We start from the raw sequence: 22,541 nt of genomic DNA on the forward strand, positions 1-22,541 counted from the left end.
GTACCGCAGCGACATCATCGACGGATGCCTCACCGGCACCCGCCTCCGACCAGCCACGATCCCGCCATGACGACTTTACGCTTGGAAGGTCAGTAACGGGGGTCAGGGCGCGTCGGAGCCGGCTCGGTCCTCCTGGTCCGCCTTGTTCCCCCTGACCCAGTCGGCGTGGTCCTGCCAGGCGTACAGCTCATTGCCCTTGATCACGACGTTGTAGGCCCCGCAGGCCGCGGTCCCCTCCTTGTCGGTCCCCTTCGGGAACCAGTCGGCCCGCAGGTGGGCCCGCCCGCTGCCCGCGGCCCCCGCGGTGCACCCGGCGGGCAGCTTTCCGTCGGCGAGCGTCGCCTTCAGCAGCCGGTCGCCGCCGGTGGTCGACATCCGGTACTTCACGGCCGTGGCCTCGTCCGGCAGCCAGCGCGGAACGGAGTGCCGGGCCCTCTTCGCCTCGCCGCCGGAGGCGTACTCGGCCTCCGCCAGGTGGCGTCCCTGGTACCAGTCCACCACCTGCGGCATGGTGAGCGCGGCCGCCACGACGAGTCCGACGCCGCCGACGGCGAGCCCGAGGACGACGGGCTTCTTGCTGGGCATGCGGCGGGTCCTTTCCGGTGGGCGGGGTTCTCGCTGCCCATCCTGACCGCCGCGAGCGCCCACGGGATCGCCCGCGAGAACGGTTGGGACCCCCCTCTTGAGGCGGACGGCCATCAGCCCGGAGAGGTACGGCGGCCAACGCGGAAACGACCCGGTGCGGAGGCCGCCACCGGGTCGTTCCGATCACACTTCGGTCAGATCTTGCGCCACCGTGCCATGGCGAACGAGAACACGCCGAACAGCACGAGCCCCACCGCGATGACCGCCAGCAGCCACGGCCCGACGGGCGTCTCCCGGAAGGAGCGCAGGGTGTCGTCGAGCCCCTTGGCCTGGTTCGGGTCGTACTTCACGGCCGCCGCCACGGAGAACCCGCCGGCCGTGGCGAAGACGATGCCCCGGCAGACCCCGCCGGCGACACCCAGGCCCTCGACCACCTGGCGGGTGCGCTGGGACATCTCACCGAGCTTCAGGTGCTTGCGGAACTTGCGCTGGATCGCCCGGACGGCGATCCAGATGCCGGCCGCGGCGAGACCCACGCCCGCGGCTCCCACCAGCCACTGGCCCATGGGCCAGTCCAGCACCTTGGCCGTCCAGTCCTTGGACTGCTGGTCGCTCGAGCCGCCCTGGCTGGCGCCTTCGGAGGCGGACTTCGCCATCGCGAAAGCGATCACCGAATAGGCGGCGAACGCGTAGAACACGAACCGGCCCCCGGAGGCCAGCCGCTTCGTGGCCTTGTGCCCGTCGGCCCCGGCAGCCCCGAAGAGCGCCTCGGACAGCCGCCACAGCGCCATGCCCACCAGCCCGAGCCCGACCACCCACACCATGACCCGCCCGAAGGGCTGCCCGGCGATCTGCTCCACGGCACCGCCGCGGTCGGCCTGCTTCCCGCTCCCGCCCACGGCGACCTGGATCGCCAGCGCGCCGACCAGCAGGTAGATCACCCCACGGGTGGCGATTCCCCATCGTGCCGCCCACTCGATCGCACTACCGTCGGCGGCGTTGCGACCCGCACTCTGGGCCCGCCGTATCGAAGCATCCACGCCCGACCTCCCTCGTCGGACGGACGTCTGCCCCGGCCCCCACCCCGGAAACGCCCGCCCGCCCGCCGGGGCCGGGCCTCAGACCCCGTCGACCCGGAACGGATCATGCTCGGCGAGCAGCTTGTCCAGCCGCGCCTGATCGACCCGGCTCACCACCTGCCCCACCTCCTGCCGGTCCCGCACGCACTTCGCGAGCGTGAAAGCCGAGGTCACGAGGTACAACAACCCCACCGCCAGGAACGCCCGCACCCACGCCCCGACCGGCAGATACGCCACCCCCACCGCCATGCTCCCCAGGGCGATCCCGAACGAGATCGCCGCCTGCGCGTAGTACGCCCCGGTCGTCTGCTGCTGAATCGGATTCGTCATACGCACAGCCTGGACAACTGTGGCCCACGCCACATGAGTACACCTACTCAAACTTCCCCCACCCCCGTACCCACCAAGATCGCCCCGCCGACCCGAAGGCGTGAGCAGGCACCGCCCCAAGTGCGGTATTGTTCTCATGCGCGGTCAGCCAGGGGACAACAACCCCGAAACGACCGAGCACCGGGACGTGGCGCAGCTTGGTAGCGCACTTGACTGGGGGTCAAGGGGTCGCAGGTTCAAATCCTGTCGTCCCGACGGTGCTCAGAAGCCCTCTGGGATTATCCCAGAGGGCTTTCTGCATCAACGGCTGACATCAACGCGGCCGTCAGACGACCGCCGGCACCCCCGCCGCCCCGTCGTCTCCGTCCTCCCCTTCATCCAGCCCCAGCGCATCGTCCATGTGATCAGCGGCGGCTTTCAGGGTCGAGTCCATGACGTGTGCGTAAGTATCCAGGGTCATCGTGATGGTGCTGTGCCCCAGGGTTTCCATGATCGTCCGAGCGTCCACCCCCTGCGCCAGCAGCAGCGACGCGCACGTGTGCCGGAGGTCGTGCACGCGAATGCGGTGAATCTTCGCGTCTCGGCACAACACGGTCAGCATCCGGTTCAGGCTGCGCGGGTCGGTCGGCCGGCCGGTGGAAGAGGTGAAGATGAGCCCGGCCGGCTGCGAAGCCAGCGGGTTCCACCGCTGGCCGGCGGCGGCGCGCTCCGCCTGCTGGATCGCGCGGTGCGCGGTCAGCGCCGCCGCACAGCTCTTGGGCAGGGAGATCGTCCGCAGGGAGCGTGCCGTCTTCGGCGTGCCGAAGAGCAGTTCCTTCTTGATCCGCTGGAGGTTCCGGCGGACCCGGAACTGCCCGCGCTCCATGTCGATGTCCGCCCAGGTGAGCGCGAGTACCTCGCCGCGGCGAAGACCAGTGGAGACCAGCAGCAGCCACAGCGCGTAGAGCCGATGGCCCCTGGCGGTCTTGAGCAACATCTTTACTTCCGTCCGGTCCAACGGGCGTACCTCCTCCCGCAGCACCGTGGGCGTTTCCACGATCCGCGCGACGTTGCGGGCGATCAGTTCTTCGCGGACGGCCTGCTGCAGGGCCGAGCGCAGTACGGAGTGCGCGTACTGAACGGTCCGGGCGGACGGCCGGCGCCGGCAGCACTTCCCGACGGCGCAGCACGTCCGATCGTCATCCGGCCGAGCAGCGTCCAGTCCCCGCAGGCAGCACAGGCATCCGTTCTTGAACTCGGCGAGGAACAGCCGGATGTCGGCAGGGGAGAGGCGGTTGAGCCTCTTCCTGCCGAGCTTCGGTTCGATATAGACGCGGACCATGACCTCGTAGCTCATCAGCGTCGACGGCTTGAGCCGGACGGCTGCCACGGCGGCCAGCCAGTAGGTCAGGTAGTCCGTCAGGGGCATCGCCGACGTGGCGGCGGGAATGCCGTTCCGCGTCTGCTCCTGCATCGCGGTGAGCTTCTCCGCGACTTCGGTACGGGTCTTGCCGTACGCGAACTTCCTCACTCGCGTTCCGTCCGGGCGGTAGACGTAGGCGGCGGCCTGGTAGCGGCCGTCCTTCCGTTTCGTGATGGTGCCTTCACCGTTGGCGCGGCGCTTGGCCATCAGTCGTTCTCCTCGATTCGGTGCTGCATGTACGTGGCCAGAGCCGTCTCAGCTACGCGCCGGCATCTGCCGACGGTGAAGCTGGGGAGTTCGCGGGCGCGGAACAGGTCGTAGACCTTGCTGCGGCTGATGCGGAGCTTGTCCATGACCTCGGGGACGGTCAGGGCTTGCGGCGGGGCGGTGGTCACCGTGTCCTCCTGGGGCCGGTCATGAGCCGTGCCCCGCAGCAACGGCGCTGCGGGGCACGGTGGCAAAGCGCAGAGGAGGGGGACCCCCTCTGGAGAATCCGCTACATCCGCTACGCCGCTACATCGCAGGTCAGGGGCCTGGATTTGTAGCGGCTTGGCGGATGTAGCGGATTGGTGCGGCTACACGGTTCGCAGCGCGGCGTCTGCTGTAGCGGCTTGTGGGCTGATGTAGCGGATGCTGGGCAGCTCTTCCGCTACAGATTCACCCCCGCTGACCTGGGGCGTAGCGGATGTAGCGGATGTAGCGGATTCTGCGGGGGACGGGGGGCAGTAGCGGAGCCACGCGTCGGCGAGGTCTTCCGCGTAGTAGCCCTTGGGGACCCCGTGGGCGGTGCGGATGCTGCGCGGTTTGACGGACTTGTTGGCGCTGGTCATGTAGGCGCCGAGCATCCGCGACAGGGCCCGGGCGGTGAGCGGTTTGTCGTCCAGGTCAGCCCAGGGGGCGTCGTCCATGCCGAGGAGGCATTCGAGGATGACGGCGGTGGGCATGCGGTCGGCGCCGCAGAACACCTTGTCGCGCAGGTCGGTGAGGAGGCGGATCCCGAGAGAGGCTTCCTCGTTCTCCTGTGCTGCGCTGACCAGCTCCACGCAGGCGGCGCGGGCGCGCTCGGGCCAGTCCCCGCCGGCAGCGTCTGCCACGGCGAGGAGGGGCTCCCACACGTCGGCGGGACGGTCGACCACCCCGTCGGGCATCTCCGGCCACGCGTCCGCCACCGCGTCCTGGACGGTGCGCGCCCACTCCGCGAGCCGGTCCCGCAGGGCGTGGCCTTGCTTCTCGTGCAGGCGTCGGCGGTAGGGCTCGCAGGTCTCGTTGGGGGCCCGCTTGCGCATACGGATGATGACCGAGCGGGTGAGGATCGTGTCCGGAAGTGATCCCAGCCCAGCCATGGCGACCGCGCAGAAGGAGGGGAAGAAGCCTGCTTTCTGGTCGGATCCGTCCCCTGTGCAGCGTAGGGACTTGGCGCCGCGCCGGTAGCCGGAGTTGAGGAACCCGCGGACTTCCTCGTTCCCGCCCGCTTTGGGCCCGAAGACGGTGTCGATCTCGTCGAACAGGATGGTGGGTGTGCCCTCGCCTGCGGAGACGAGCCGAAACAGGGCGTTGGCGGAGGCGTTGACGGTGGTCGCTGCGCGCGGGGTCAGCGTCTCGATGATCTCCAGGGCCCGCGACTTGCCCGACCCCGGTTCAGGGGAGAGGAACGCGATACGGGCGGTGCCGTCCAGGGCGTCCATCAGGTGTGCATGGGCGTCCCACAAGGCGACGGCGACGTAGGCGGCTTCGGTGGGGAAGACGTTGAAGCGGCGGTGGAAGGCTTCCACCTCGTTGAGCAGAGCCGCCCCGTCCGTCGGCTCCGGGTTCTGCGGTGTCGTGCTGGTCATGCGGCACGGCTCCCTTCGGCAGGATTGCGCAGCGGGCAGAGGGTCCGGTGGGCGAGGTGCTGTTCGACCACGGCCAGGACGCCGCGGCGGGTGGTGGCGCGGCGCTCGAAACCGCAGGTGCACCACGCGTGCGCGGAGACCCGTTCCGTGTAGTAGTCCGGGGCCACGATGCGGATCCAGGCGACCACCCAGGCCGGGCCGTCGGCGGGAATGTGCGGGTCAGGGCTGACAGGCATGGAAGGACGGCCTGCGGCCGACGTCTTTCGAGCAACGGCCGCCCGCCCGGTGCTCGGTTCGGCCGGCGGTGCGTCGGGAGCTCCGACCAGGGTGAGCTGTTGGCTTTTCAGCTCGGGGCTGTGTGAGGTGCTCATGCCGTCCTCCGGGGCTGAGCGGTGCGAATGGACCAGTTCAGGGCGCTGCGCAGGGTCGAGCGGCACTGGGTTGCCGGCAGCCCGGTGGATTCGCCCGCTACCTGAAAAGCCTCTTCCACGGTGCTGCGGTCGAGATCGCCCCAAGCCACGAAGCGGCCCATGGCGCGTGCGGCACGGAACAACTCCGCCTCTCGCCCGCCCTCGTGAGCCCCGGCCACGGCGGCGACTTCCCGTTCCAACGCGGTCCGTGCGTACCGGTCGATCGTGGTCGGCAGGCTCACCACGACTGGCCGTGCGGCCTTGGGCAGGGGATACAGGGCCTCTCGGAGCCAGCCGGGGAATGGAGCGACCGGCAGCGCGTCCAGGATCACATAGGCGCCGTGGGGGGTGACGCTGCCCGGGGCGACGACCTGTCCGCCCCAGGCCCGGGTGTCGATCTTGAGCCTTTCGTCGTGCGTGCCGCTCAGCCGGACCCCGTCCGGGGCGGTGAAGTACAGGTGCTGCCCACCGCTCGCGGTCCGGGTCCGGTAGGTGGCGGGGACGGGGTGTCCGGCGCGCTCGCAGAGCGCCTTGAAGGTCGTCACGCCGGAAGGCGTGCCCTTCGGGTCTTTCGGCTTGGGCATGTCGAGATCCACTACGACCAGCCCGGACGGGCCCGTAGCGATCCCGACGTTGAACGCGCCGGCCGACCACGCGCGCCGGATGCGGTCGGGGTCGGTGGTGGCGCGCTGCTCCCACTTGCGATGCCCGCCCGCGCAGTCCCCGGTGCCAGGGCAGCGGGTCTCGCCGTGCAGGGCGGGCGGCTTGTCGCCGGGGCGGAGCGGGATGACGTACCAACCGCGGGCGGCGGCTTCCAGGGCGGCGCCCAGCAGGGTGGGGTTCATGCTGCGCTCCTGTCGGTGAGCAGCATCTGCTGGTGGGTGGGGATGGCGTTGATCACGCGCTGGCGCCATTGGAGGGCGTAGTCGATGCAGTTCGCGCAGTTCTTGTGGGTGTGGCCGGGCAGGGGTGGGCGGCGGCGGGCGTGGGAGCTCCAAGCGGCAGAGTCGGCGGAGGCCAGGAGGTGGCCGACGCGTTCGAGGCCGAGGATTTTGAACCCGAAGCCGTGCAGGCGCAGCCCATGGGTGGCCATGGCGGTGACGATCGCGGCACCCTGGATCGTGGATTGCAGGCGGCAGACCGACCCGAGGCCCACGATGGGTTCCTGGCGCAGGTCCACGCCGGCGTTGTCGTACATCTGCAGGCACTGTTCGTAGGCCGGGATGCAGTCGCCTTGTAGGACGGGGGCGATGCGCAGGTCGGGGGCGAGGGAGCGCAGTTCGAGGAAGTTGTGGATGGTGCGGCGTTGATGCTCGCGCACGCTCAGGTGGGTGCCTACGAAGTGCTGGCCTTGGAAGGTGCCGCCGTTGATGATGGCGTCCTCGCACATCCAGTCCTGTGGGGCGGCCCAGTCGTAGGGGCCGACGTGCTCCCAGATTCGCCGCAGATCAGCGACGTACTGGCGGGGGGAGCGGGTCCAGGTGCCCTTGTCCTTGAGCTCCATGAAGCCGCCACTGTCGATGGCATAGGGGCCTTGGGCTACGTCCCACTTGACGGCGCGGTCGAAGTGCTCGGACTTCAAGAACAGCGGCACATCCGTCAAGCGCAGCCAGTGCCGTTTGTGGGTGGTCAGGTAGAACCGCATGCCCGGCCAGGAAGGCGGCCCGGCGGGAGCTCCCGCGGGTAAGGCTCGCGGGAGGGTGATGGGTTGGGTCATGCTGGAGGTCTCCTGTTCTCAGGAACGGGTGGGTAGAGTCGGGGCGACCGCGGATCTTTGGCGAGAGGGGCGGTCGCCCCGGGCGTCATTTGCGGGCGAGGCGGAGCGTGATGCCGCCCCCGATCCCGATCGGCCCGATCGCGCCGGCGACCAGGGCGGCGGTGTGGACGGCGAACTGGAACAGGGCCAGGGCGGCGGCGATGGTGCCCAGCGCGCCCAGGGCCCCGGCCATCCCGACCGCGAGCGGCATCAGGTACGTGCGGGCCGAGCGGGGGGCGGGAACAGTGGTGTGGACGACGACGATCGGCCGCCCCTCGCGCTCGGCCTGCCGGTAGATCTCGGCAGGGATGTGCGGGGCGGCGATGCCTGGCATCGGGGGCGGCGGGTAGCGGCGCATGATGGTGCCTCCTGACGCGTTGGTGCCGGGTGGAGACGTGCCGCGGGCCGGTCCCCGGTGTGACGGAGACTGGCCCGGACCGCCCGAGCGTCGTCACATGGGGTGACTGACGGGGCGGGAGTTAGTGGGTAGTGGGTAGTGGGGTGCCCCAGTAGAAAAGGGCCTCTGACGGGCGCTGGGGGCGCTACTGGGGTGCTCTAGTGGGTAGTGGGGTGTCACCCCACTACCCACTAGCCAGTAGCCGTGTGTGGCCGTTTCAGGCGTGGTCGGGGTGGACGTAGACCGAGTGCGGCCCGTTGTCCCGGTAGGCCAACTCCCCGCGTTCGACCGCGGCCTGCAGCGCGGCGCGTACGGTCTTGCGGTCGCGGCGGACCATGTCCGCGATCGCGGCCGGCTTCATGCCTAGGGCGCCGGTGGACTCGATCGCGTCGATCGCTTCCGCCAACCACTCCGGGCCGCCCGCAGCGTTCGCGGCGGTGTCCTCGGTCGGCTTGAAAGCGGACAGGTTCAGCCCCGGCCGTGCGGGCGGCTGCTCCGTGCCCGGGTCGGGGGTGGGTTCGGCGGTGGTGCCGAATTGGTCGTCGATCTCTCTCATGAACTGCGCGGCCAACGCGTCCGCTTCGCCGTTGTCTGTGCCGCGCAGGGCCGACAGGTTCAGCCCCTGACCGCCTCCGGCCGTGGCCGGTCGTACCGGTGCGGCGGTGTCCGCGCCTTCGGTGAGGTGGTCGCGCATCCATGTGGTGCGGGTGGCATCCCACCGCCGGGCATACGCCGGGCCGGCAGCGCGAGCGGACGTGTCGTCCAGGACCGGGTGGCGGTCGGAGGTGGCGGCGACGATATCGCGGATCTGATTGGGCAAGATCCGCCAGTTCTTGAACAGCGCCACCGGAGACTCCGGGGTGCCCATGAACCCCGACCCCTTATACGGGGCCTGATCCACCCGCAGGCCACGACTGCCCGGGAACTGCTTCCCGAGATCCATGCCCTCCGTCTCCCCACCCGTCAGCGCGACCCGCACTTTCGCTTCGCGGCGGATCATGAGGTTGCCCAGCACCGACCCGGTAGCGCCCAAGGCGGTCAAGACGGTGCGCAGGCCCATGGCGCGGGCGATGCGGATCACTTCCAGGATCTTCTCCGCCAGCAGTCGCATGCGCTTGTCGTTGCTGGCGAGGATCTCCGCACCTTCATCGATCACGATCATGATCTGCGGGATCGTCGCGCTGATCGGCAGCAGGTCCGTGTTCGCCTGCGACAACAGGTCCTGATACGCCATCTTCCGGTGCTTCGCGATCCGCACCGCCGCGTCCAGCATGGTCAGCGCCTCGTTGTACGTCCCCGCAAGCCAGTCCACCCCGGGCCGCATACCGTCGGTGGTCTGCCCGGTCGAGTCCAAAGCGGGGCGGACCCAGGGGAGGCCGGCGGACCCGGCGTTGAGGTCGATGACCCAGGTCAGGATGTCGGTGGCACGGGCGAACCCGGCCAGGATCACGTGGACCATGTTCGTCTTGCCCGACCCCGTCGGACCGACCACCAGCGCGCACTGTTCGCGCAGGTAGGCGCTGATCTGCTCCGCGTTGGTGCGGTACCCCCAGGGAATGCCCGTGTAGATCGACAACGGGGCGTAGTCGGTCGGGTAGGTCAGTTCCGCGCCTAGGACGTTGGCGGTGGTCACGTCGATCAACACCCGTCCCTGGTGAACCCCGGGGGTGGCGGTGGCGGTGCAGCCGTGAGGTAACCGCGCGTCCGCGCTCAGCCGCGCCGACTCGCCCGCGATCCGGTCGTAGGTGGTGCCGCCCGGGGGGAGTTCGGCGTCGATGGTGAACCCGGTGCCGGTGGGCCACATCTCGACCGCAAGGACGCGGAGCATGATCCCGCAGACCCGGTTGACGCGGTCCACCCACTCCGCGGCGATCGCGCGGCGCTCAGCACTGAGTTCCGCGGCGACCTGTCGTGCTTCGACCGCGAGTGCTTCCTCTTCGCGGGCTTCCTCGTAGAGGTTGGTGGAGCGGGTGGCGGCTCCCATGCCGACGCCGATGGTGGCGAGGGAGCCGATCGCGGCCCAGGTCAGGGGTCCGGTGGTCATGGCCCACGTGGTCCATCCGGCGGCGATGAGCCAGGAGGCGGAGCGGGCGGCGATGGTGCGGCCGGCGTTGCGCCACCGCACCCCCGCCACCGCATGCCCCACCGCCCCCGCCACGCCAACCGCCAGCGCCCACCCGGGCGGCATGCCGGTGGCCGCGCCGGTCGTGGCGACCGCGAACGCCCCAGTTGTCGCGGACAGAGCCCCGCTGACCGGACCGTGACCGGCCGCCCAGTCCAGCGGAATACCGGTCGTCACCTGCGGTTTCTTCGTGCCCTTGCCGGTTGTCGCGGTGCTCATACGTTCCAGCCCTTCTCGGCTTCGGGTCCGTTGCGGGGGTCCTCGTGGCGGGCGATGTCCTGTTCGTGCGCGGTGCGGAACACGCGGGGCAGTTCCTCGGCTGCTGTGGCGGCGGTCATCAGGGCCTGGAAGATGTCGCCGAACCCGGCGGCGACCTCCTTCTCCAGCGGGAACTCGGTGTCGGAGCGTTCCGCGAGGATCCGCAGCGTGTTGGCGACCGCGGTCAGCGCTTCGGGGAGCTGATCGACCATGGCCAGGATCTCCATGCACCCGTCCGGCTCGTAGGAACTGGCGGAAGACTCCATCTCGGCGGCGAACTGCTCGAAGTTGAAACCGGACACGTGCACTCCCTCAGGGACGATGTGTTTCGGGGTAGAGACAGGAATTTGCTGCTCAGGGCGCTCGACCTGATCGCCGACCGCGTTCGGGTCCAGCTGCGCCGCAGCGTCCGCGGCGGCCTCCTCGGCTTCCTGCTGCGCGCGGATCTCCACATCGCGGGCGGCTTTGTCGCGCAGGGCGTTGGCAACGATGCGGCGGAACAACCGGCGCCCGGGGTAGAGCAGCCACCGCCACCCGAGCTGTCGACCCAGCGGCGTGGTCACCGCACCCAGCACTCCCAGCGGCGCGGTCAGGGCGGCGGCGAGGAGGCGGCGGCCTTGCAGGCGGGCGGCGGAGCGGGCCATCGCCCGCCGCGCTTGCCGGCGGGCCGGACCCTTGCGGACCGCGGACCGCTGAGCTGCAACGGACTGCCCGGCTTTGCGATCGCGGGCCGCGCGGGTCTTGTCCCGCAGCCCGGCGCGGGCTTGAGTGACGCGCTCCAGGCCCTTGGCCAGGGTCTGAGCTGCGCGCCCCTTGCCCGCGGCGTTCGTGCTTTGGCGGTCGGCTTTCGCGGCCCGGCGGGTGTCGGCGACCGCCCGGCGGGCCGCAGTGCTCTGCGCCCGCTGGCCCGCCCGTGTCGTTGCCCCGTGCTGCGACGTGCGCAGCGCCTTGACCTGCGCCAACCGCCCCGCACCAGCCGACTGACCGGACCGCCCTGCTCCAGCGTCATGCCCGGGCCGGTTGTTCTTGCGGTGCTTGGCTCCCGCCGTCCCGCCGGAGGCTAGACCGGACGTTCCCGCCCGGGCCGCTCCGGACCGGCTATGGCCTTTGCCTACGCCGACGGTGCCGGAAGAACGGCCCTGCGACGGAACCCGTCCGGCGCTGCCGGAGCGGGTGCTGCGGCCGGTTACTGCGGTCCGGGTCGTGGTGCGCCGACGGGCAGCGCGGCCCCGGTGATTGCGGGTGGCCGCGACCGTGCCGACGACGACTGCGCCGGTCATGGCCAGCGCCACACCGAGGGGTCCACCGGCCAAAGCTGCGGCGGCGAACGCGCCGATGGTGGTGTTCGCACCGGTCACCGCCAGCGGAACGGCCGGAACCCCGCCCACGGTGTGGGCGACTGCGGGTGTTGCCGGGGCGGGTGTTGGGGCGGGAGTGGTATCGGGCGGGTTGGGGGGTGGGGCAGTCTGCGGGGCTGCTACCGGTGGTGTGCCGACGTCGGTCATGCTGAGAGCACTCCTTTGGGAGGAAGGGGCCCGACCGTTTGCTGTAGGAGGCGTGGTCGGGCCCCGCCATCGGGGAAAAGTGCAGGTCACGCGGCGCGCTGTTCGTCGGGGTACGCGCAGGCCACACACATGCCGAGCGAGCCCGGAATGCAGTACCCGGCATCGATCCGGCAGACCGGACACGTCCGTCGCGCGGCCATCGCTTTCGCCAGCGCCGTGCGTCTGCCGGCGGTCATGGGCCGGACGGGCTTGGCGTCCGCGACTGCGTACAGGAACCCGACCAGCGGGCCCCTGCGGTGGCGCGGGCGCAGGATCTGCGCCCGCACCGGCTGCCCACCGGGGCGAAGTCCCTGGGCCCGTAACTGCCGGCGCGTCGCCAGACCTTCGGGCGCGAGCCGCCAGGGATAGGTGGGTATGCCGTGCACGATGCCGGTCGGGTCGTAGCACGCACCAGGCGGGGCGGTCATAGCGCGACGTCCGGGCCATCGTCCGAAGGCGTGTCGGGGACGGACACCAGGTGCGGGCGCTGGAAGGTTGCGTCGGCTTCCTCCTGCGGGTGGCGGGGGATGCCGTCGGCTTCCAGGCGCTTGTAGACCTTGTGGACGTACGAGGTGGAACGGGTGGACATCACCGCCGCCGGGGAGAGGGGAAGGCCGTCCTCCCAGCACGCCCGGATCACATCCAGCGCGTCCTCAGACGACAACTTCACCTCCCCCTCCGCCGGGGTGGATGCCGGGGGGACGGTGAGCGCATGCACCCGCTGTGCACCGCAGATGACCAGCGCCGATGCAGGCGCCACCACCCGGACCGGCTCAGCGGCTGGAAGCGTGGCGAGCGGGGTGGAAGGGGCGGTGGTCACGGGGTGGACGGGTGGGCTGTCCACCGTGTCCACCTCGGTTGTCAGGGTGGCGATTTTGGTGAGGATCGCGCGCCGGTAGTGCGTGATCGCTTCGGCGAGAACGATCAACAGGACCGGGGGGATGGAGTGCAGCACCAGCGCCGCAGGGTCGACCTGCCGCGGTACCCCGAACGCGGTGCCGGCGGGCCACAGGGAAGCCCAGCAGTTCATGACCCAGGTGCCCAGACCGGCGAACCACCGCAGCGCGGACGCCCACCCCGAAGGATGCACCCCGTACTCCGACAGCCGCCCATCCACGATCAGGACGGCGCCCAGGGCGACGGCCACCATCGGGTCCAGCAGCCAGGCGATCCACATGGACACGTGGTGCTGGATCGCGAACAAGGTCACGTTCGTCGCGGTGAAGACCAGCGCCACCACCGCGACCGTGACCAACACCTTCGTCAGCCCGGCCTGGATGCGATTCAGCGCGGCGATCTGCGCGGACGGCAAGGTAGCCAGCATCAGCGTCCCCGATCCGTGATCGGTCGTACGCTGATGCTGGCCAGGAGCAGGGACGGGGAGGTGGGGTCGTCGCAGATCTGCAGGTCCTCGCTCCACCCCCAGATAGCGCGCGCTGCGATGACGTAGCCCAGTTCGGCCAGGGCCTGTTCGCGTTCGGCGACGGTCGGGGAAGGGGCGGCGCGCTGCCAGTCATACTCCGGCCACTCTGTGGCGTCCATCAGCACCACGTACAGGTGCCAGTGGCCCCCGCTGTTGGTCAGCATCGCGATCGGCATCCACGGGAGCGTCCATGACTCTTCCATCAGGCCACCTCCGGCGTACCGAACAGGCCCTGGTTCTCCAGTTCCCGGCGGGCTACCAGCACCCGCCGGCGGGCCCGCCGGATCCGCCGCTCGTCCAGTGGCGACGGCGCCCGGTCGAGAACCGCGATCTGTGCGTCTAGCAGCTCGATGTCCGCCAGGATCGCGGGCATCTCCACGTCGATGGCTGCCAGCTCGGCGGCCGACGGCTCACGGTCGAATTGAGCGGCGGTAACAGCCGCCTGAACAGTGCCGATGTATCTCATGGGTCGTAGTTCCTTCCAGGATGGACGGCCCGAGACAGTGGCCCCGGTGTTCCAGCACCGGGGCCGCGCGCCGTAGTTGAGTGGGTGGAGCGCCCCGGGCGGGAAGTGATCCCGCGCCCTCACGGCAAAATGCCGGGGCCGAGCTGGTGATCTGCGTCATCGTTGCTGCTCTGACGCCAGCAGGGCGGCGCGTGCCAGGTGGCACCCCGCAAGGGGTGTTCTCCAGAGCCAGCACGCAGGGAAGTGGCCGCCAAGACGACATCACCCGTTCGTCACGGAGGCGGGGAATCGAACCCCGCCAATCAAGATCACTGTTGAGTTATCAAAGGTCAGACGCTTCCTTCGACCCCGTTCCACGGGCGGCCTCCGGGCGCTGCGGGTCCTGCGGTGCCATCAGAACGAGTGGGCACTCTTCTTGATCCAGATTGACCTAGGCCCATCTGCTAAATACGAAGCTACTTAGGTCAATCCGGATCGTCAAGGGGGAGCGGTGAATTAAATTGACCTAGGCCGTATACGCTCGAACGCATGGAGAAGAGCACCGGCGCCCCGCGCCCCACGGCCAAGGACATCGCCGCGGACATCAGGCAAGAGGTCGTGAACGGAAACCTTGGCCCCGGTGACCAGTTGCCGGCCGCCCGCGAACTGGCGAAGAAGTACGGGGTGACCCTGGTTAAGGTGCAGAACGCCTACCGCGAACTCGGAGACGAAGGTCTCGTCTTCTCGGAGGTAGGGCGCGGGACCTTCGTCGTTGATCCCGCGCAACCCGTCGATGGCCAGCAGCGCGATGGTTCCGCGTTCGTCTCGCTCGCCATGGAGATCAGCGCTATGCACGAGACGATCCGTCTTCTCGGGGAGCGTCTTGAGCGCCTTGAGCAGATCGTCGGCTCAGACGGTTCAGCACCATCTCGGTGACGGCATCGGCTCGATGGATCAGCCGGTCTGTCTCCATCCGCGCCTTATTGAGACTCGCTCTGATCAAGGCGCACTGCGCGGGCGTGAGACCCGCTTCGCCGCAGTTTCGTTCGAACGTCTCGGTCATGTGGAACAGCGTGGGCGGGAGAACGACGATGGACCCGGACAGAGTGTCCGGGTCCATCGTCATTGTGGATCAACGTGGTTGACGGGAGGTCACTTCGTTGCCCGATCCACCGCGTCCAAGACCGCGATCCACGGGAGCTCCCGTCCGGGAGGTGCATCCCGAGGTTCGTAAAGCGGCCAGACGTCCGAGCCGTAGACGAGATGAACCTCTGCCTCCCTCAGCACTTCTAGGTGGCGTCGCCACATGGGGTGTCGCGCGTGAGCCGCGTTCACCCGAGGGAAGATGACGACAGGCAGGCCCAGCGTCCCAATGGCTTCGCCCACTTGCGTCAGGGCTTGATTGTCCGCGATGCCTGCCGCGATCTTGGCGACTGTATTGGCGCTGGCGGGGGCAACCGCGTAGCAGTCAACCAGTGGGTGAGGACGGGCCTCTCCGGGGAACCGTGGCCCAGCCCGGACCGGCAGCTCGGTCAGCTTCTCCAGTCGCTCCACCTCGCCGTTCTGGCGCAGCCAGGCGCCCGCTGTAGGTGTCAATGTCACAGCGACCTGCCAGCCACGGTCGATCGCGGGCTTGACCAGCCCCTTGCGGAGTGATTCCACCCCGCCGGCTGCCGAACCCACTACTCCGAGAACACCACGCTTCTCTGCGCTCACTGCACCGCCCTGCAACGTTGGGCCATCACGAACACCTCCGACGAGCGAGAGCCCGCGGTCACGGGAGACTGCTTGGTCAAGTCCCGCAGGGTCTCGCGCACCCTTGGATTGTTGCGTACGAGCTGCGGAGAAGTCCGTTCCGCCTTGCGCAGCTCGGCGAAGGCATCGTCCCCGTGCCCCGCGAGGGAAAGGGCCCGCGCGAAGTCGATCCGGTGCGAGATGCTGCGCTCCTGAGGCATGTGATCAACGTTGATCCGTCCGTTCTCCACCACGTACGAGACGTTGTCGAGGTCCAGCTCGACAGACAGCCGGTGCAGGATCACGTTCGTCGGGCCAAAGCCGGTCTGCCAGTAGTTCTCATCCGAACCGAGATCGTCCGCAAGTTCCGTAGCGCGATCCAACAGGCGCGTGGCCGTGGGCCGGTCCTGATGGCGGGCAGCGGCGACTGCCGCCCGCAGGTGGATCATCCCGAGCAGGCTCAAGGCTGCTGGGTCGTTCTCGCCGACACGAGGGGCCAGCCAGTTTGCGGTCGTGTCGCCCAACGACATCGCCGCTTCGTACCGTCCGTTGGCGAGCAGTGCGTGCGTCCCGGACCGTGCGGCAGACGCCAGCACCAAGGGATCATCGGAGGCGTCGGCCGCTTGCATGGCGCGCTCTGCGGCAAGCCAGGAGATGTCCGACTCTCCGATCTTTGCGAGAGTCGTCGCAGCAAGGTGATGCGTCCGGGCCGAGACGGCCCAGCAGTCGTGCTGGTCCTCTTCGCGGCGCGCAGCGCGGTCTTCCAGCTCTTGAGCCGCCAGAAGGAGCGCGGGGAGGGCGGCGAGCACACTCCCCAGGCGGCCACCCTGATAATCGCTCCATGCCTTCTCGACACGAACTGCAGCCGGTGCGGGTGTCGGGAGCTGAGCATCTACCTCAGGCCCGAACAGCAGGCGTGAGAGCCGCCGCGGACTCATGAGCGCGTCACGTACCGCTGGCACGTCGTCTTGCTGCTTCTCGTCTTCCACGAGCATGGACTGACCAACCAGGTCCCCGAGGGGGACCCGCAGGATGCGCGCGAGTTCCGCGAGCATGTCGATCCGCGGCGGCCGGCGTCGCCCAGACTCCGCCTTGGCCAGCCAGTCCGTACTACGTCCCACCAGTCCTGCCAGGACTTCTTGGGTGTACCCGCGGCGCTTCCGATAGAACGCGATTCGCTCGCCGATGCTGAGATGATCTCCTAGGCCACGCATGCGTGCTGCCTCCTGCTGCCGTATAGGGGCGTCTCTCACGGTACCGACGCGACGGTGAACGGGCCGCAGTTCTCGCTTCTTCTGCACCGCCGCGGTCAGCATGTGGCACTCGATAAGAAAAGACCCGGACGGAATGTCCGGGTCTGCTGATTGCTGTCGGCTCAGCCGGTGTAGTTGAGCTGCAACACCGTGAGGGTCTTGGTGACGCCGCCGACTAACAGAACCGCGATCACGTGGTCGATAACGAGCATCCGCACCACGCCATCGTCTTCGCCGTACGGCTCCGTCGCCCCGATCGGGTCGTCGCAGGCTGCCGCGAGAGCCAGGGAGAGCCGTTCGCTGTGCGCTGCCGGCAGCGCGTCATGGACGGCTTCCGCCGCAGGGTCGTACTTGAGCCGGTAGGTCATCAGGCGGCGCCTCTGCCCCGCGCCGCGGCAGCCTCAGCCTGAACCCGATCGGTCATGTCCACCCACTCGCCCGGGATCGAGCCGGTAGCGGCTTCCTCCTCACCGAGCGCCCGGCCGCGATCAGCGGCGGCGGTCATGCCGGCCGCGATACTCTGCCACTTCGCGAAAACGGTGAGCAGCTCGTGCGCGGGAGCGCGGTTAATCTGACCAACGAACCTCTGGCTCAGCGCAGGGTTGCCCAGCGCCTCACAGATGGTCTCGATCGTCCAAGTCTGCTCGCTCATCCCTCTGAGCCTCCTACGATCGTCCGCGTACTTGACCCCACGGTACGCGCGTCACAGCGCCAGCGTGAGCTCCGTGTGGAGACGCTCCGTGCAGTCTGGATGGGTCGCCGATGCCGGAGTCCGCCTCCCGACTGTTAAGGCTGCGGACGTCCCTTGAGTGCACGCACCTGATCCCAGCGTCCGGGATTCGTAGAGTCCTCATAGCTTAGAGAGAGAACCACTTCTGTTCGTCGGCGAATGTGTCGGGGTTGCAACGTTGCGCGACGATGGTGCCACGGTAACCGAACTCTCTAATCTGGCCTCCCACGCTCCCGCCGTGAATGCGCATCTCCCTGGATCGTCAAACTAAAGCGCATAGGGCCTGGACTGGAGTCGTGATCAGTTCGCCGTACTGCGAGCCTCATCAAGCGCAAGTGCATTCTGGAGATGACCCGAACTTTCTCTGAGTTTCTGTCGAACGGCCGAAGCTTCCATCCTTCCCTCTCGAACCGCGATGAGGATTCTAAACAGATCACGTGTATCAATCACGAGACCGCCAGATTCCGCGAATGTTGCCACTTCACTCTTATTCGAGGAGAGTGGCAGTTGGCGAGTTTCAGGGTCTTTGTTAATTTCTTGATTAACTATATACCAAACCGCCGATGGCTCGCGCCCTTGCTCCTTCACGTAACGTACGACAAATCGATTCAGGCGAAGTAGATCATTGAGCTGAGCGCCTCTGGAGTAGCCGCGAACCTCCGCTATAGCGCACCAATCTTGGTCGCTAGAGTCAGAAATTCGTAGATCTTCTCGCCGATCCCCGGGTGTTGAGATGTCCTTGTCGACATCCACCACCGAGAACCCAAGCTCGGCAAGCGACACCGCCACCTGCCCCACGAGGGGATCCCCCTGAGCTGTCAGTAGCAATCTTTCGGCGGAATCCACCTGCGCGGACTTCTCGCTGATGGCCGAGCCCAGGGATTCCTCTTCGGCGGCAAGCTTCGCAATAGTGGAGGTGAGTTCGCTGCGAACTTGAGTGCGACGAGATTCGAGATCCTTTTCGGCGGGGATTTGCCACTTGCTTCGCTGCTTCCATTCTTCCGTTACGGGAAAAGCTTCTGGATTTCTTAGGTTCCAAATCTCCAAAGCCGCAGCGAACCACTGAGTAAGATCGCATTCGAGATCTGGCAGCCACCAAGTCTCGAACGAACCCCGCACCACTCTACCAGCGAGAATTTCTCCGTCCGCATCTCTAAGAAACGGTTCAGAATACGACAACCGCGGGGATTTGCTGATTGTTCGACCTAGTGGATGCATAAACCAAACAGTGTTCTGGGCTTCCTTCTGTGCCTTAGGCAGTAGGTCGTCGTGACTCAGCCTGTGAATCTGTGGATGAAGGTCGGTTGACAGTTGAAAATGTGTTGCGTGGCTGGTTGCGGTGGCCGAAATGTGCATATAAGTACCATCGTCCTGGGTCGCCCTGCCGATGTATCCTCCCCCCACTTTGAATATATTCTGACCTTCATCTAGGCCGTCGATATCCCCACGGGTAACTGTGGCATCCCATTCCTTTTGGCGAATCACCCTCAATTCGTCGGAATCTATCAGGCGAACGGTGGGGACAACTCTTCTAATAAAGGCTACAAATTTACTGTCGGCGGGAAACCCGTGGACCAATACCCTTGGCCGTGGAAGCTCTCCGTAGTATCGCGCCATTTTGCCTATCCCCGGTTGTGAATTGGAAGCCATTGGTTTTTTGTGCGCTGATTCAGGGTGTAAATTTTTGGGCAAGATATTCCATCACGTATACCGTCCTTAGGAGCTGTTCGGTGAACACGAGTGTTCCCAATGCGCGTTCCTGGTCAGTGGGCGGAATTTCATGGACGGCGGTATTCCCGTGTTTTCTGATCACGTCCACCCAGGCGCGCATTGGTGGCGTTGTGTAGCCCTCATCGGACAGGTAGGACAGGTAGGCGGCGAAGGTTTGACCCGCTCCTGCCCCTTTGTCAACCGCAACATGCATAAGAATCTTTCGGCACATCATTTCTGCTGAAGTATATGCACCGATTCCGACACATGCCCGCGCTTCCGAATGTGCGGCTTTGACCTCCTCGGGCAGGCCCTCCAGCGATTCGCCAGGCTTGGTTGATGGAGATTGCAGGCCATCATTCAGGACGCTTCCAGAACCGCAACCAACGCACCGGACCCATTCAACCAGAGGCGCTTCTCTTGAAACCGCGAGAACTGCGGCAATATTTTTTCGGTCGCAGATTCCGCAAGTGATTTCTCTGAACGCGCCGCTGGTAGTCGAGTCTCCCATGGCCGTTTCCGGACCTCTGAAGTGAAGAATGCTCCCGTGACCTGGCATGTCATCAGGCTACCGTCTGACCGTCTGCCGTGCCGCGGAATTTGCTCAGTCTTCTCCTTGGATGAGTGGAGGACTACCTGCGGGGTTGGCCCGGCTCCGCACGGGACTGGTAGCGCAGGTCACTGGACGAGAGTTCGATCTTGCGGAGGGTCGCCCGTGCGGGGGCGCTCTTCGGGATCTATGCCTTGGGCGAGAGTGATCTCCCGGTTCGCCAAAAGTGCCGATGAGAGTCGGTCTGCCGTCCTTGGTGCAGGCAGTCTCAGTGGTGGTCTCCATAGATGCTGATTCCGCCCCAGTCCGCCGGAGTTCAGGAGATGCCCAGACCTGCGGAGGAGCTTGACGATCGGATGGCCCCGGATACCTCCGGAACGAGATCGGACACCTCGCAATGCGTAGGACTCGGATTCCATCGCCCTTCCACATTGGAGACTGCGGCGCTCTGACAGCCTGTGGCGGCATCAGCTCGGGCCGCCTGGAGGCTGCCCGGGGCAGCCAAGGACGACGAACAACAACCATCAACGGCGGCTTCCGGGCTGCTATCACGGTCTTCCTAACCTTCTCTTGTACCTCGCATGGCGGTGTATCAGTTCCTGCGCATCAAGTCGTAGGAGACATCAACACCTGACATCAACGCACGTGCACGGCCGGCGATGGTCACGTACCGCCGACTGGACCTCTGACTCCGTATGGCATGTCTCAGACGAGTTGTTCTTCGCGTGCGCGCGCCTGGGGGTCAAGGGGTCGCAGGTTCAAATCCTGTCGTCCCGACGGTGCTGAGAGCCCGCTGAGTTGGAGGATTTCTCCAGGTCAGCGGGCTTTTTCGTACCCGTTTTCGTTTCTGCGGCGCGATCACCGCACGATCCGTAGGTGCGGTCTTTGTACCGGTTCCGGGACCACTGGGGGACCAGGGACGGCTCCGGGAGCCCGTCGTCCCCGCAGCGCCGTGGCGTGGTGGAAATGGGCGCTGGACGGAGTAACGGCAGGTGTCGCGGCGGGTCCGGGGTGTTGTCGCTGGTCAGGATGTGCGCATGAGACCCATGACAGAGCGCCTCGTCGCGCTGCGCTCACGCGCCCGTACCGCCGGCGTGGCGTGCGCCGTGCTGGCGACCGCCGTGCCCGCCTTCACTCTCGGTCTGGGCGCGACGCCTGCCGCCGCCGCGCCCCTGCCCGGCGGCCTGGGCCCGTGCGTACCGGGCGTGTGTCCCGAGCCGTTCCCGGGGATCGGCAACGGGACCTTCGCGGGCCGGGACGCCGCGATCAACATCTTTGTCGGGGACGACTTCCTCGTCCGTGGCCGTGCGGCCGAGGCCGAGGGCCGAGTGGTGGTGCTCGACGACTTCAACCAGAACAAGGACCCGCAGGCGGGCGGTTCGTACAACCTCGGGATCGTCGGTGTCGGATCCCGCGTTCCGCCGACCGCCGACTCCGACTTCCTGACCACCGGCGGGGACGTGACGATCGCCGTCGGCCAGACCCTTGACACGACGGGTGGCATCATCGGCGAGACGGGTACCGTGCGCCACGCGGGCACCAGGACCGGCACCGTCACCGGGACCGCCGTCCAGGACGCGAACGCCGCGACCCCCTACGTGGGCCTGCGCGACCAGCTCACCCAGGCCAGCCAGTGCTACGCGCGGCCGGGCGGTACGCTCCGGACGCCGACCGGGACAGCGGTCAACCAGGGCACCCAGACGCTCCTCACGGGGGACGGGACGTCAGCCCTCCAGGTCTTCAACGTCGACTTCGACATGACGGCCGCCGGTGGCGGCCAGCAGGGAGTCGTCTTCGCGCGCATCCCCGACGGCGCGACGATCCTGGTCAACGTCATCGGGGCCGACCGCACGATCAACACCTACAGCGGCGGCATCGACGACGCCACCGACCCGCTCAACGCCTACCGCGAACGTCTCCTGTGGAACTTCCCCGACGCCACCAGCGTGGATCTGGTGGGGACCGGTCAGTTCCAGGGCAGCTTCCTGATGGGTGAGCAGTCCTCGATGACCACCGTGAGCCTTCCCGGTATCAACGGCAGGTTCTTCACCACCGGCTCGGTGACCCACACCAGCGCCGCGACCGGAGGCGGCGGCCAGGAGTTCCACGCGTACCCGTTCAACGGCGACCTCCCGAACTGCGACACGACGCCGCCCGTGACGGGTGAGGTGCGGGTGGTGAAGACGGACGCCGGGTCCGGCGATCCGCTGGCGGGTGCCGATTTCGAGCTGTGGCGGGAGACGAACGGTGTCGCCGGTCTCCAGACCACGGGCGCGGGCCCGGACACCCGGGTGACGACGTGTACGACGCCGGCGTCCGGGGTGTGCTCGCAGACGACCACGGTGGGCACGTACTACTGGCGTGAGACGGCGGCGCCCGACGGCTACGAACTGCCCGACCCCAACGTGTTCGGTCCGCTCACGCTGACCGAGGACAACGCGGAGGCCGGAGTCCAGGTCGGGGCCGCCAACACCAAGGAGCCCGTCCCGCCGGTCACGGGTTCGCTCACGCTGAAGAAGACGGACGCGAAGAACGGGCGGCCGCTGCCCGGAGCCGTCTTCCAGCTGTGGCGCGAGACCAACGGCGTATCCGGGCTGCAGACGACCGGGACGAACCGCGACACGCTCACCGACGCCGGATGCTCGACCGACACCGCGGGGGAGTGCGCCTTCGACGATCTCGCGCTCGGGAAGTACTACCTTCGCGAGACCGCGGTCCCGGAGGGCTACGTGCTGCCGGTCAACCCCGTCTCGGGACCGTACGCGGTGACGGAGGCCAACAGCTCGCAGGGCATCACCGTCGCGCTCGCCAACAAGCGCGGCGAACCCTGCAAGGGCAAGGACTGCAAGAAGGCCGTCCGCGAGGGCGCGCGCGCCTGACGTTCACCCGCCCGGCCGCCCATGGATGGGCATCGGGCGTCGCGGCGGCGGGGTCACGGAGCAGGACCTGGTGGGCACCGCCGAGATGTTGGCGCCGTCGAC

The 22,541-nt window shown here is 67.6% G+C and carries 24 protein-coding genes and 1 tRNA gene; 3 read left to right on the forward strand and 22 right to left on the reverse strand.

Annotation, left to right across the window (positions count from 1 at the left end):
• Positions 1 to 102 precede the first annotated feature (102 nt).
• The 3 genes from ABZ721_RS39180 to ABZ721_RS39190 all read right to left on the reverse strand — a co-directional run bounded on the left by ABZ721_RS39180 (position 103) and on the right by ABZ721_RS39190 (position 1,994).
• Positions 103 to 585 carry a hypothetical protein gene (locus ABZ721_RS39180; RefSeq protein WP_358793610.1) on the reverse strand — a complete coding sequence of 161 codons (483 nt, stop codon included), beginning with the start codon at positions 583 to 585 and terminating at the stop codon, positions 103 to 105.
• A 194-nt stretch (positions 586 to 779) separates the two neighbouring features.
• Positions 780 to 1,625 (reverse strand): DUF1206 domain-containing protein, encoded by an 846-nt coding sequence (locus tag ABZ721_RS39185; RefSeq protein WP_358793611.1) that lies wholly within the window; start codon positions 1,623 to 1,625, stop codon positions 780 to 782.
• Between the two features lie 78 nt (positions 1,626 to 1,703).
• Positions 1,704 to 1,994 (reverse strand): YiaA/YiaB family inner membrane protein, encoded by a 291-nt coding sequence (locus tag ABZ721_RS39190; protein WP_358793612.1) that lies wholly within the window; start codon positions 1,992 to 1,994, stop codon positions 1,704 to 1,706.
• A 181-nt stretch (positions 1,995 to 2,175) separates the two neighbouring features.
• On the opposite strand from ABZ721_RS39190, the gene ABZ721_RS39195 reads away from it, so the two are divergent.
• Positions 2,176 to 2,249 (forward strand) — tRNA-Pro (locus ABZ721_RS39195).
• Positions 2,250 to 2,319: 70 nt separating this feature from the next.
• Here ABZ721_RS39195 and ABZ721_RS39200 read toward each other — a convergent pair.
• The 13 genes from ABZ721_RS39200 to ABZ721_RS39260 form a co-directional block, all read right to left on the reverse strand.
• Positions 2,320 to 3,603, reverse strand: a complete 1,284-nt coding sequence (locus tag ABZ721_RS39200) for a tyrosine-type recombinase/integrase (protein ID WP_358793613.1) — start codon at positions 3,601 to 3,603, stop codon at positions 2,320 to 2,322.
• Positions 3,603 to 3,791 carry a helix-turn-helix domain-containing protein gene (locus ABZ721_RS39205; RefSeq protein WP_358793614.1) on the reverse strand — a complete coding sequence of 63 codons (189 nt, stop codon included), beginning with the start codon at positions 3,789 to 3,791 and terminating at the stop codon, positions 3,603 to 3,605. The genes ABZ721_RS39200 and ABZ721_RS39205 overlap by 1 nt, the downstream gene beginning before the upstream one ends.
• 180 nt (positions 3,792 to 3,971) lie before the next feature.
• Positions 3,972 to 5,228, reverse strand: a complete 1,257-nt coding sequence (locus tag ABZ721_RS39210) for a DUF3631 domain-containing protein (protein WP_358793615.1) — start codon at positions 5,226 to 5,228, stop codon at positions 3,972 to 3,974.
• Positions 5,225 to 5,464 carry a hypothetical protein gene (locus ABZ721_RS39215; RefSeq protein ID WP_358793616.1) on the reverse strand — a complete coding sequence of 80 codons (240 nt, stop codon included), beginning with the start codon at positions 5,462 to 5,464 and terminating at the stop codon, positions 5,225 to 5,227. The genes ABZ721_RS39210 and ABZ721_RS39215 overlap by 4 nt, the downstream gene beginning before the upstream one ends.
• Positions 5,465 to 5,595: 131 nt before the next feature.
• A complete protein-coding gene (locus ABZ721_RS39220) occupies positions 5,596 to 6,483 on the reverse strand; it encodes a bifunctional DNA primase/polymerase (protein WP_358793617.1) in 888 nt (295 codons plus the stop codon).
• Complete coding sequence (locus ABZ721_RS39225) at positions 6,480 to 7,283, reverse strand: hypothetical protein (RefSeq protein ID WP_358793618.1); 804 nt, start codon at positions 7,281 to 7,283, stop codon at positions 6,480 to 6,482. The genes ABZ721_RS39220 and ABZ721_RS39225 overlap by 4 nt, the downstream gene beginning before the upstream one ends.
• Positions 7,284 to 7,440: 157 nt before the next feature.
• The gene (locus ABZ721_RS39230; protein WP_358793619.1) at positions 7,441 to 7,752 is read right to left on the reverse strand and encodes a hypothetical protein; all 312 of its coding nucleotides are present in this window, start codon (positions 7,750 to 7,752) and stop codon (positions 7,441 to 7,443) included.
• 256 nt (positions 7,753 to 8,008) lie between these two features.
• Entirely contained in the window at positions 8,009 to 10,132 is a 2,124-nt protein-coding gene (locus ABZ721_RS39235) for a hypothetical protein (RefSeq protein WP_358793620.1), read from the reverse strand.
• The gene (locus ABZ721_RS39240; protein WP_358793621.1) at positions 10,129 to 11,133 is read right to left on the reverse strand and encodes a hypothetical protein; all 1,005 of its coding nucleotides are present in this window, start codon (positions 11,131 to 11,133) and stop codon (positions 10,129 to 10,131) included. Before ABZ721_RS39240 ends, ABZ721_RS39235 begins: the two co-directional genes overlap by 4 nt.
• A 629-nt stretch (positions 11,134 to 11,762) precedes the next feature.
• On the reverse strand, positions 11,763 to 12,143 hold the full coding sequence (locus ABZ721_RS39245) for an RRQRL motif-containing zinc-binding protein (protein WP_358793622.1): 381 nt from the start codon (positions 12,141 to 12,143) through the stop codon (positions 11,763 to 11,765).
• Positions 12,140 to 13,027: a hypothetical protein gene (locus tag ABZ721_RS39250; protein WP_358793623.1), complete on the reverse strand. Its 888-nt coding sequence runs from the start codon at positions 13,025 to 13,027 to the stop codon at positions 12,140 to 12,142. Before ABZ721_RS39250 ends, ABZ721_RS39245 begins: the two co-directional genes overlap by 4 nt.
• 11 nt (positions 13,028 to 13,038) lie before the next feature.
• Positions 13,039 to 13,341, reverse strand: coding sequence for a DUF6303 family protein (locus tag ABZ721_RS39255; RefSeq protein ID WP_358793624.1), 303 nt, complete (start codon positions 13,339 to 13,341; stop codon positions 13,039 to 13,041).
• On the reverse strand, positions 13,341 to 13,604 hold the full coding sequence (locus ABZ721_RS39260; protein ID WP_358793625.1) for a DUF6284 family protein: 264 nt from the start codon (positions 13,602 to 13,604) through the stop codon (positions 13,341 to 13,343). Before ABZ721_RS39260 ends, ABZ721_RS39255 begins: the two co-directional genes overlap by 1 nt.
• Before the next feature lie 528 nt (positions 13,605 to 14,132).
• Between ABZ721_RS39260 and ABZ721_RS39265 the strand changes: the two genes are divergently transcribed.
• Positions 14,133 to 14,519 carry a winged helix-turn-helix domain-containing protein gene (locus ABZ721_RS39265; protein WP_358793626.1) on the forward strand — a complete coding sequence of 129 codons (387 nt, stop codon included), beginning with the start codon at positions 14,133 to 14,135 and terminating at the stop codon, positions 14,517 to 14,519.
• Between the two features lie 216 nt (positions 14,520 to 14,735).
• Here the strand turns inward: ABZ721_RS39265 and ABZ721_RS39270 are convergent, their stop codons facing one another.
• From ABZ721_RS39270 to ABZ721_RS39295, 6 genes are all read right to left on the reverse strand, one after another.
• Positions 14,736 to 15,299: a flavoprotein gene (locus tag ABZ721_RS39270; protein WP_358793627.1), complete on the reverse strand. Its 564-nt coding sequence runs from the start codon at positions 15,297 to 15,299 to the stop codon at positions 14,736 to 14,738.
• The gene (locus tag ABZ721_RS39275) at positions 15,296 to 16,633 is read right to left on the reverse strand and encodes a helix-turn-helix domain-containing protein (protein ID WP_358793628.1); all 1,338 of its coding nucleotides are present in this window, start codon (positions 16,631 to 16,633) and stop codon (positions 15,296 to 15,298) included. Before ABZ721_RS39275 ends, ABZ721_RS39270 begins: the two co-directional genes overlap by 4 nt.
• Before the next feature lie 59 nt (positions 16,634 to 16,692).
• Positions 16,693 to 16,938 (reverse strand): hypothetical protein, encoded by a 246-nt coding sequence (locus ABZ721_RS39280; protein WP_358793629.1) that lies wholly within the window; start codon positions 16,936 to 16,938, stop codon positions 16,693 to 16,695.
• Positions 16,938 to 17,222: a hypothetical protein gene (locus ABZ721_RS39285; RefSeq protein WP_358793630.1), complete on the reverse strand. Its 285-nt coding sequence runs from the start codon at positions 17,220 to 17,222 to the stop codon at positions 16,938 to 16,940. The genes ABZ721_RS39280 and ABZ721_RS39285 overlap by 1 nt, the downstream gene beginning before the upstream one ends.
• A 378-nt stretch (positions 17,223 to 17,600) precedes the next feature.
• A complete protein-coding gene (locus ABZ721_RS39290) occupies positions 17,601 to 18,917 on the reverse strand; it encodes a hypothetical protein (protein ID WP_358793631.1) in 1,317 nt (438 codons plus the stop codon).
• A gap of 52 nt (positions 18,918 to 18,969) precedes the next feature.
• Positions 18,970 to 19,521: a DUF4145 domain-containing protein gene (locus ABZ721_RS39295; RefSeq protein ID WP_358793632.1), complete on the reverse strand. Its 552-nt coding sequence runs from the start codon at positions 19,519 to 19,521 to the stop codon at positions 18,970 to 18,972.
• A gap of 1,076 nt (positions 19,522 to 20,597) precedes the next feature.
• On the opposite strand from ABZ721_RS39295, the gene ABZ721_RS39300 reads away from it, so the two are divergent.
• Positions 20,598 to 22,439: a choice-of-anchor A family protein gene (locus ABZ721_RS39300; RefSeq protein ID WP_358793633.1), complete on the forward strand. Its 1,842-nt coding sequence runs from the start codon at positions 20,598 to 20,600 to the stop codon at positions 22,437 to 22,439.
• Positions 22,440 to 22,541 lie beyond the last annotated feature (102 nt).

Origin of the sequence: Streptomyces sp. NPDC006733, assembly GCF_040636125.1 — a bacterium.
Lineage (GTDB): Bacteria > Actinomycetota > Actinomycetes > Streptomycetales > Streptomycetaceae > Actinacidiphila.

Coding starts and splice junctions, on each gene's coding strand:
- ABZ721_RS39180 (WP_358793610.1), bottom strand. CDS start 585: ATGCCCAGCAAGAAGCCCGTCGTCCTCGGGCTCGCCGTCGGCGGCGTC.
- ABZ721_RS39190 (WP_358793612.1), bottom strand. CDS start 1,994: ATGACGAATCCGATTCAGCAGCAGACGACCGGGGCGTACTACGCGCAG.
- ABZ721_RS39200 (WP_358793613.1), bottom strand. CDS start 3,603: ATGGCCAAGCGCCGCGCCAACGGTGAAGGCACCATCACGAAACGGAAG.
- ABZ721_RS39210 (WP_358793615.1), bottom strand. CDS start 5,228: ATGACCAGCACGACACCGCAGAACCCGGAGCCGACGGACGGGGCGGCT.
- ABZ721_RS39215 (WP_358793616.1), bottom strand. CDS start 5,464: ATGCCTGTCAGCCCTGACCCGCACATTCCCGCCGACGGCCCGGCCTGG.
- ABZ721_RS39220 (WP_358793617.1), bottom strand. CDS start 6,483: ATGAACCCCACCCTGCTGGGCGCCGCCCTGGAAGCCGCCGCCCGCGGT.
- ABZ721_RS39225 (WP_358793618.1), bottom strand. CDS start 7,283: ATGCGGTTCTACCTGACCACCCACAAACGGCACTGGCTGCGCTTGACG.
- ABZ721_RS39230 (WP_358793619.1), bottom strand. CDS start 7,752: ATGCGCCGCTACCCGCCGCCCCCGATGCCAGGCATCGCCGCCCCGCAC.
- ABZ721_RS39235 (WP_358793620.1), bottom strand. CDS start 10,132: ATGAGCACCGCGACAACCGGCAAGGGCACGAAGAAACCGCAGGTGACG.
- ABZ721_RS39245 (WP_358793622.1), bottom strand. CDS start 12,143: ATGACCGCCCCGCCTGGTGCGTGCTACGACCCGACCGGCATCGTGCAC.
- ABZ721_RS39255 (WP_358793624.1), bottom strand. CDS start 13,341: ATGGAAGAGTCATGGACGCTCCCGTGGATGCCGATCGCGATGCTGACC.
- ABZ721_RS39260 (WP_358793625.1), bottom strand. CDS start 13,604: ATGAGATACATCGGCACTGTTCAGGCGGCTGTTACCGCCGCTCAATTC.
- ABZ721_RS39265 (WP_358793626.1), top strand. CDS start 14,133: ATGGAGAAGAGCACCGGCGCCCCGCGCCCCACGGCCAAGGACATCGCC.
- ABZ721_RS39275 (WP_358793628.1), bottom strand. CDS start 16,633: ATGCTGACCGCGGCGGTGCAGAAGAAGCGAGAACTGCGGCCCGTTCAC.
- ABZ721_RS39280 (WP_358793629.1), bottom strand. CDS start 16,938: ATGACCTACCGGCTCAAGTACGACCCTGCGGCGGAAGCCGTCCATGAC.
- ABZ721_RS39285 (WP_358793630.1), bottom strand. CDS start 17,222: ATGAGCGAGCAGACTTGGACGATCGAGACCATCTGTGAGGCGCTGGGC.
- ABZ721_RS39290 (WP_358793631.1), bottom strand. CDS start 18,917: ATGGCGCGATACTACGGAGAGCTTCCACGGCCAAGGGTATTGGTCCAC.
- ABZ721_RS39295 (WP_358793632.1), bottom strand. CDS start 19,521: ATGGGAGACTCGACTACCAGCGGCGCGTTCAGAGAAATCACTTGCGGA.
- ABZ721_RS39300 (WP_358793633.1), top strand. CDS start 20,598: ATGAGACCCATGACAGAGCGCCTCGTCGCGCTGCGCTCACGCGCCCGT.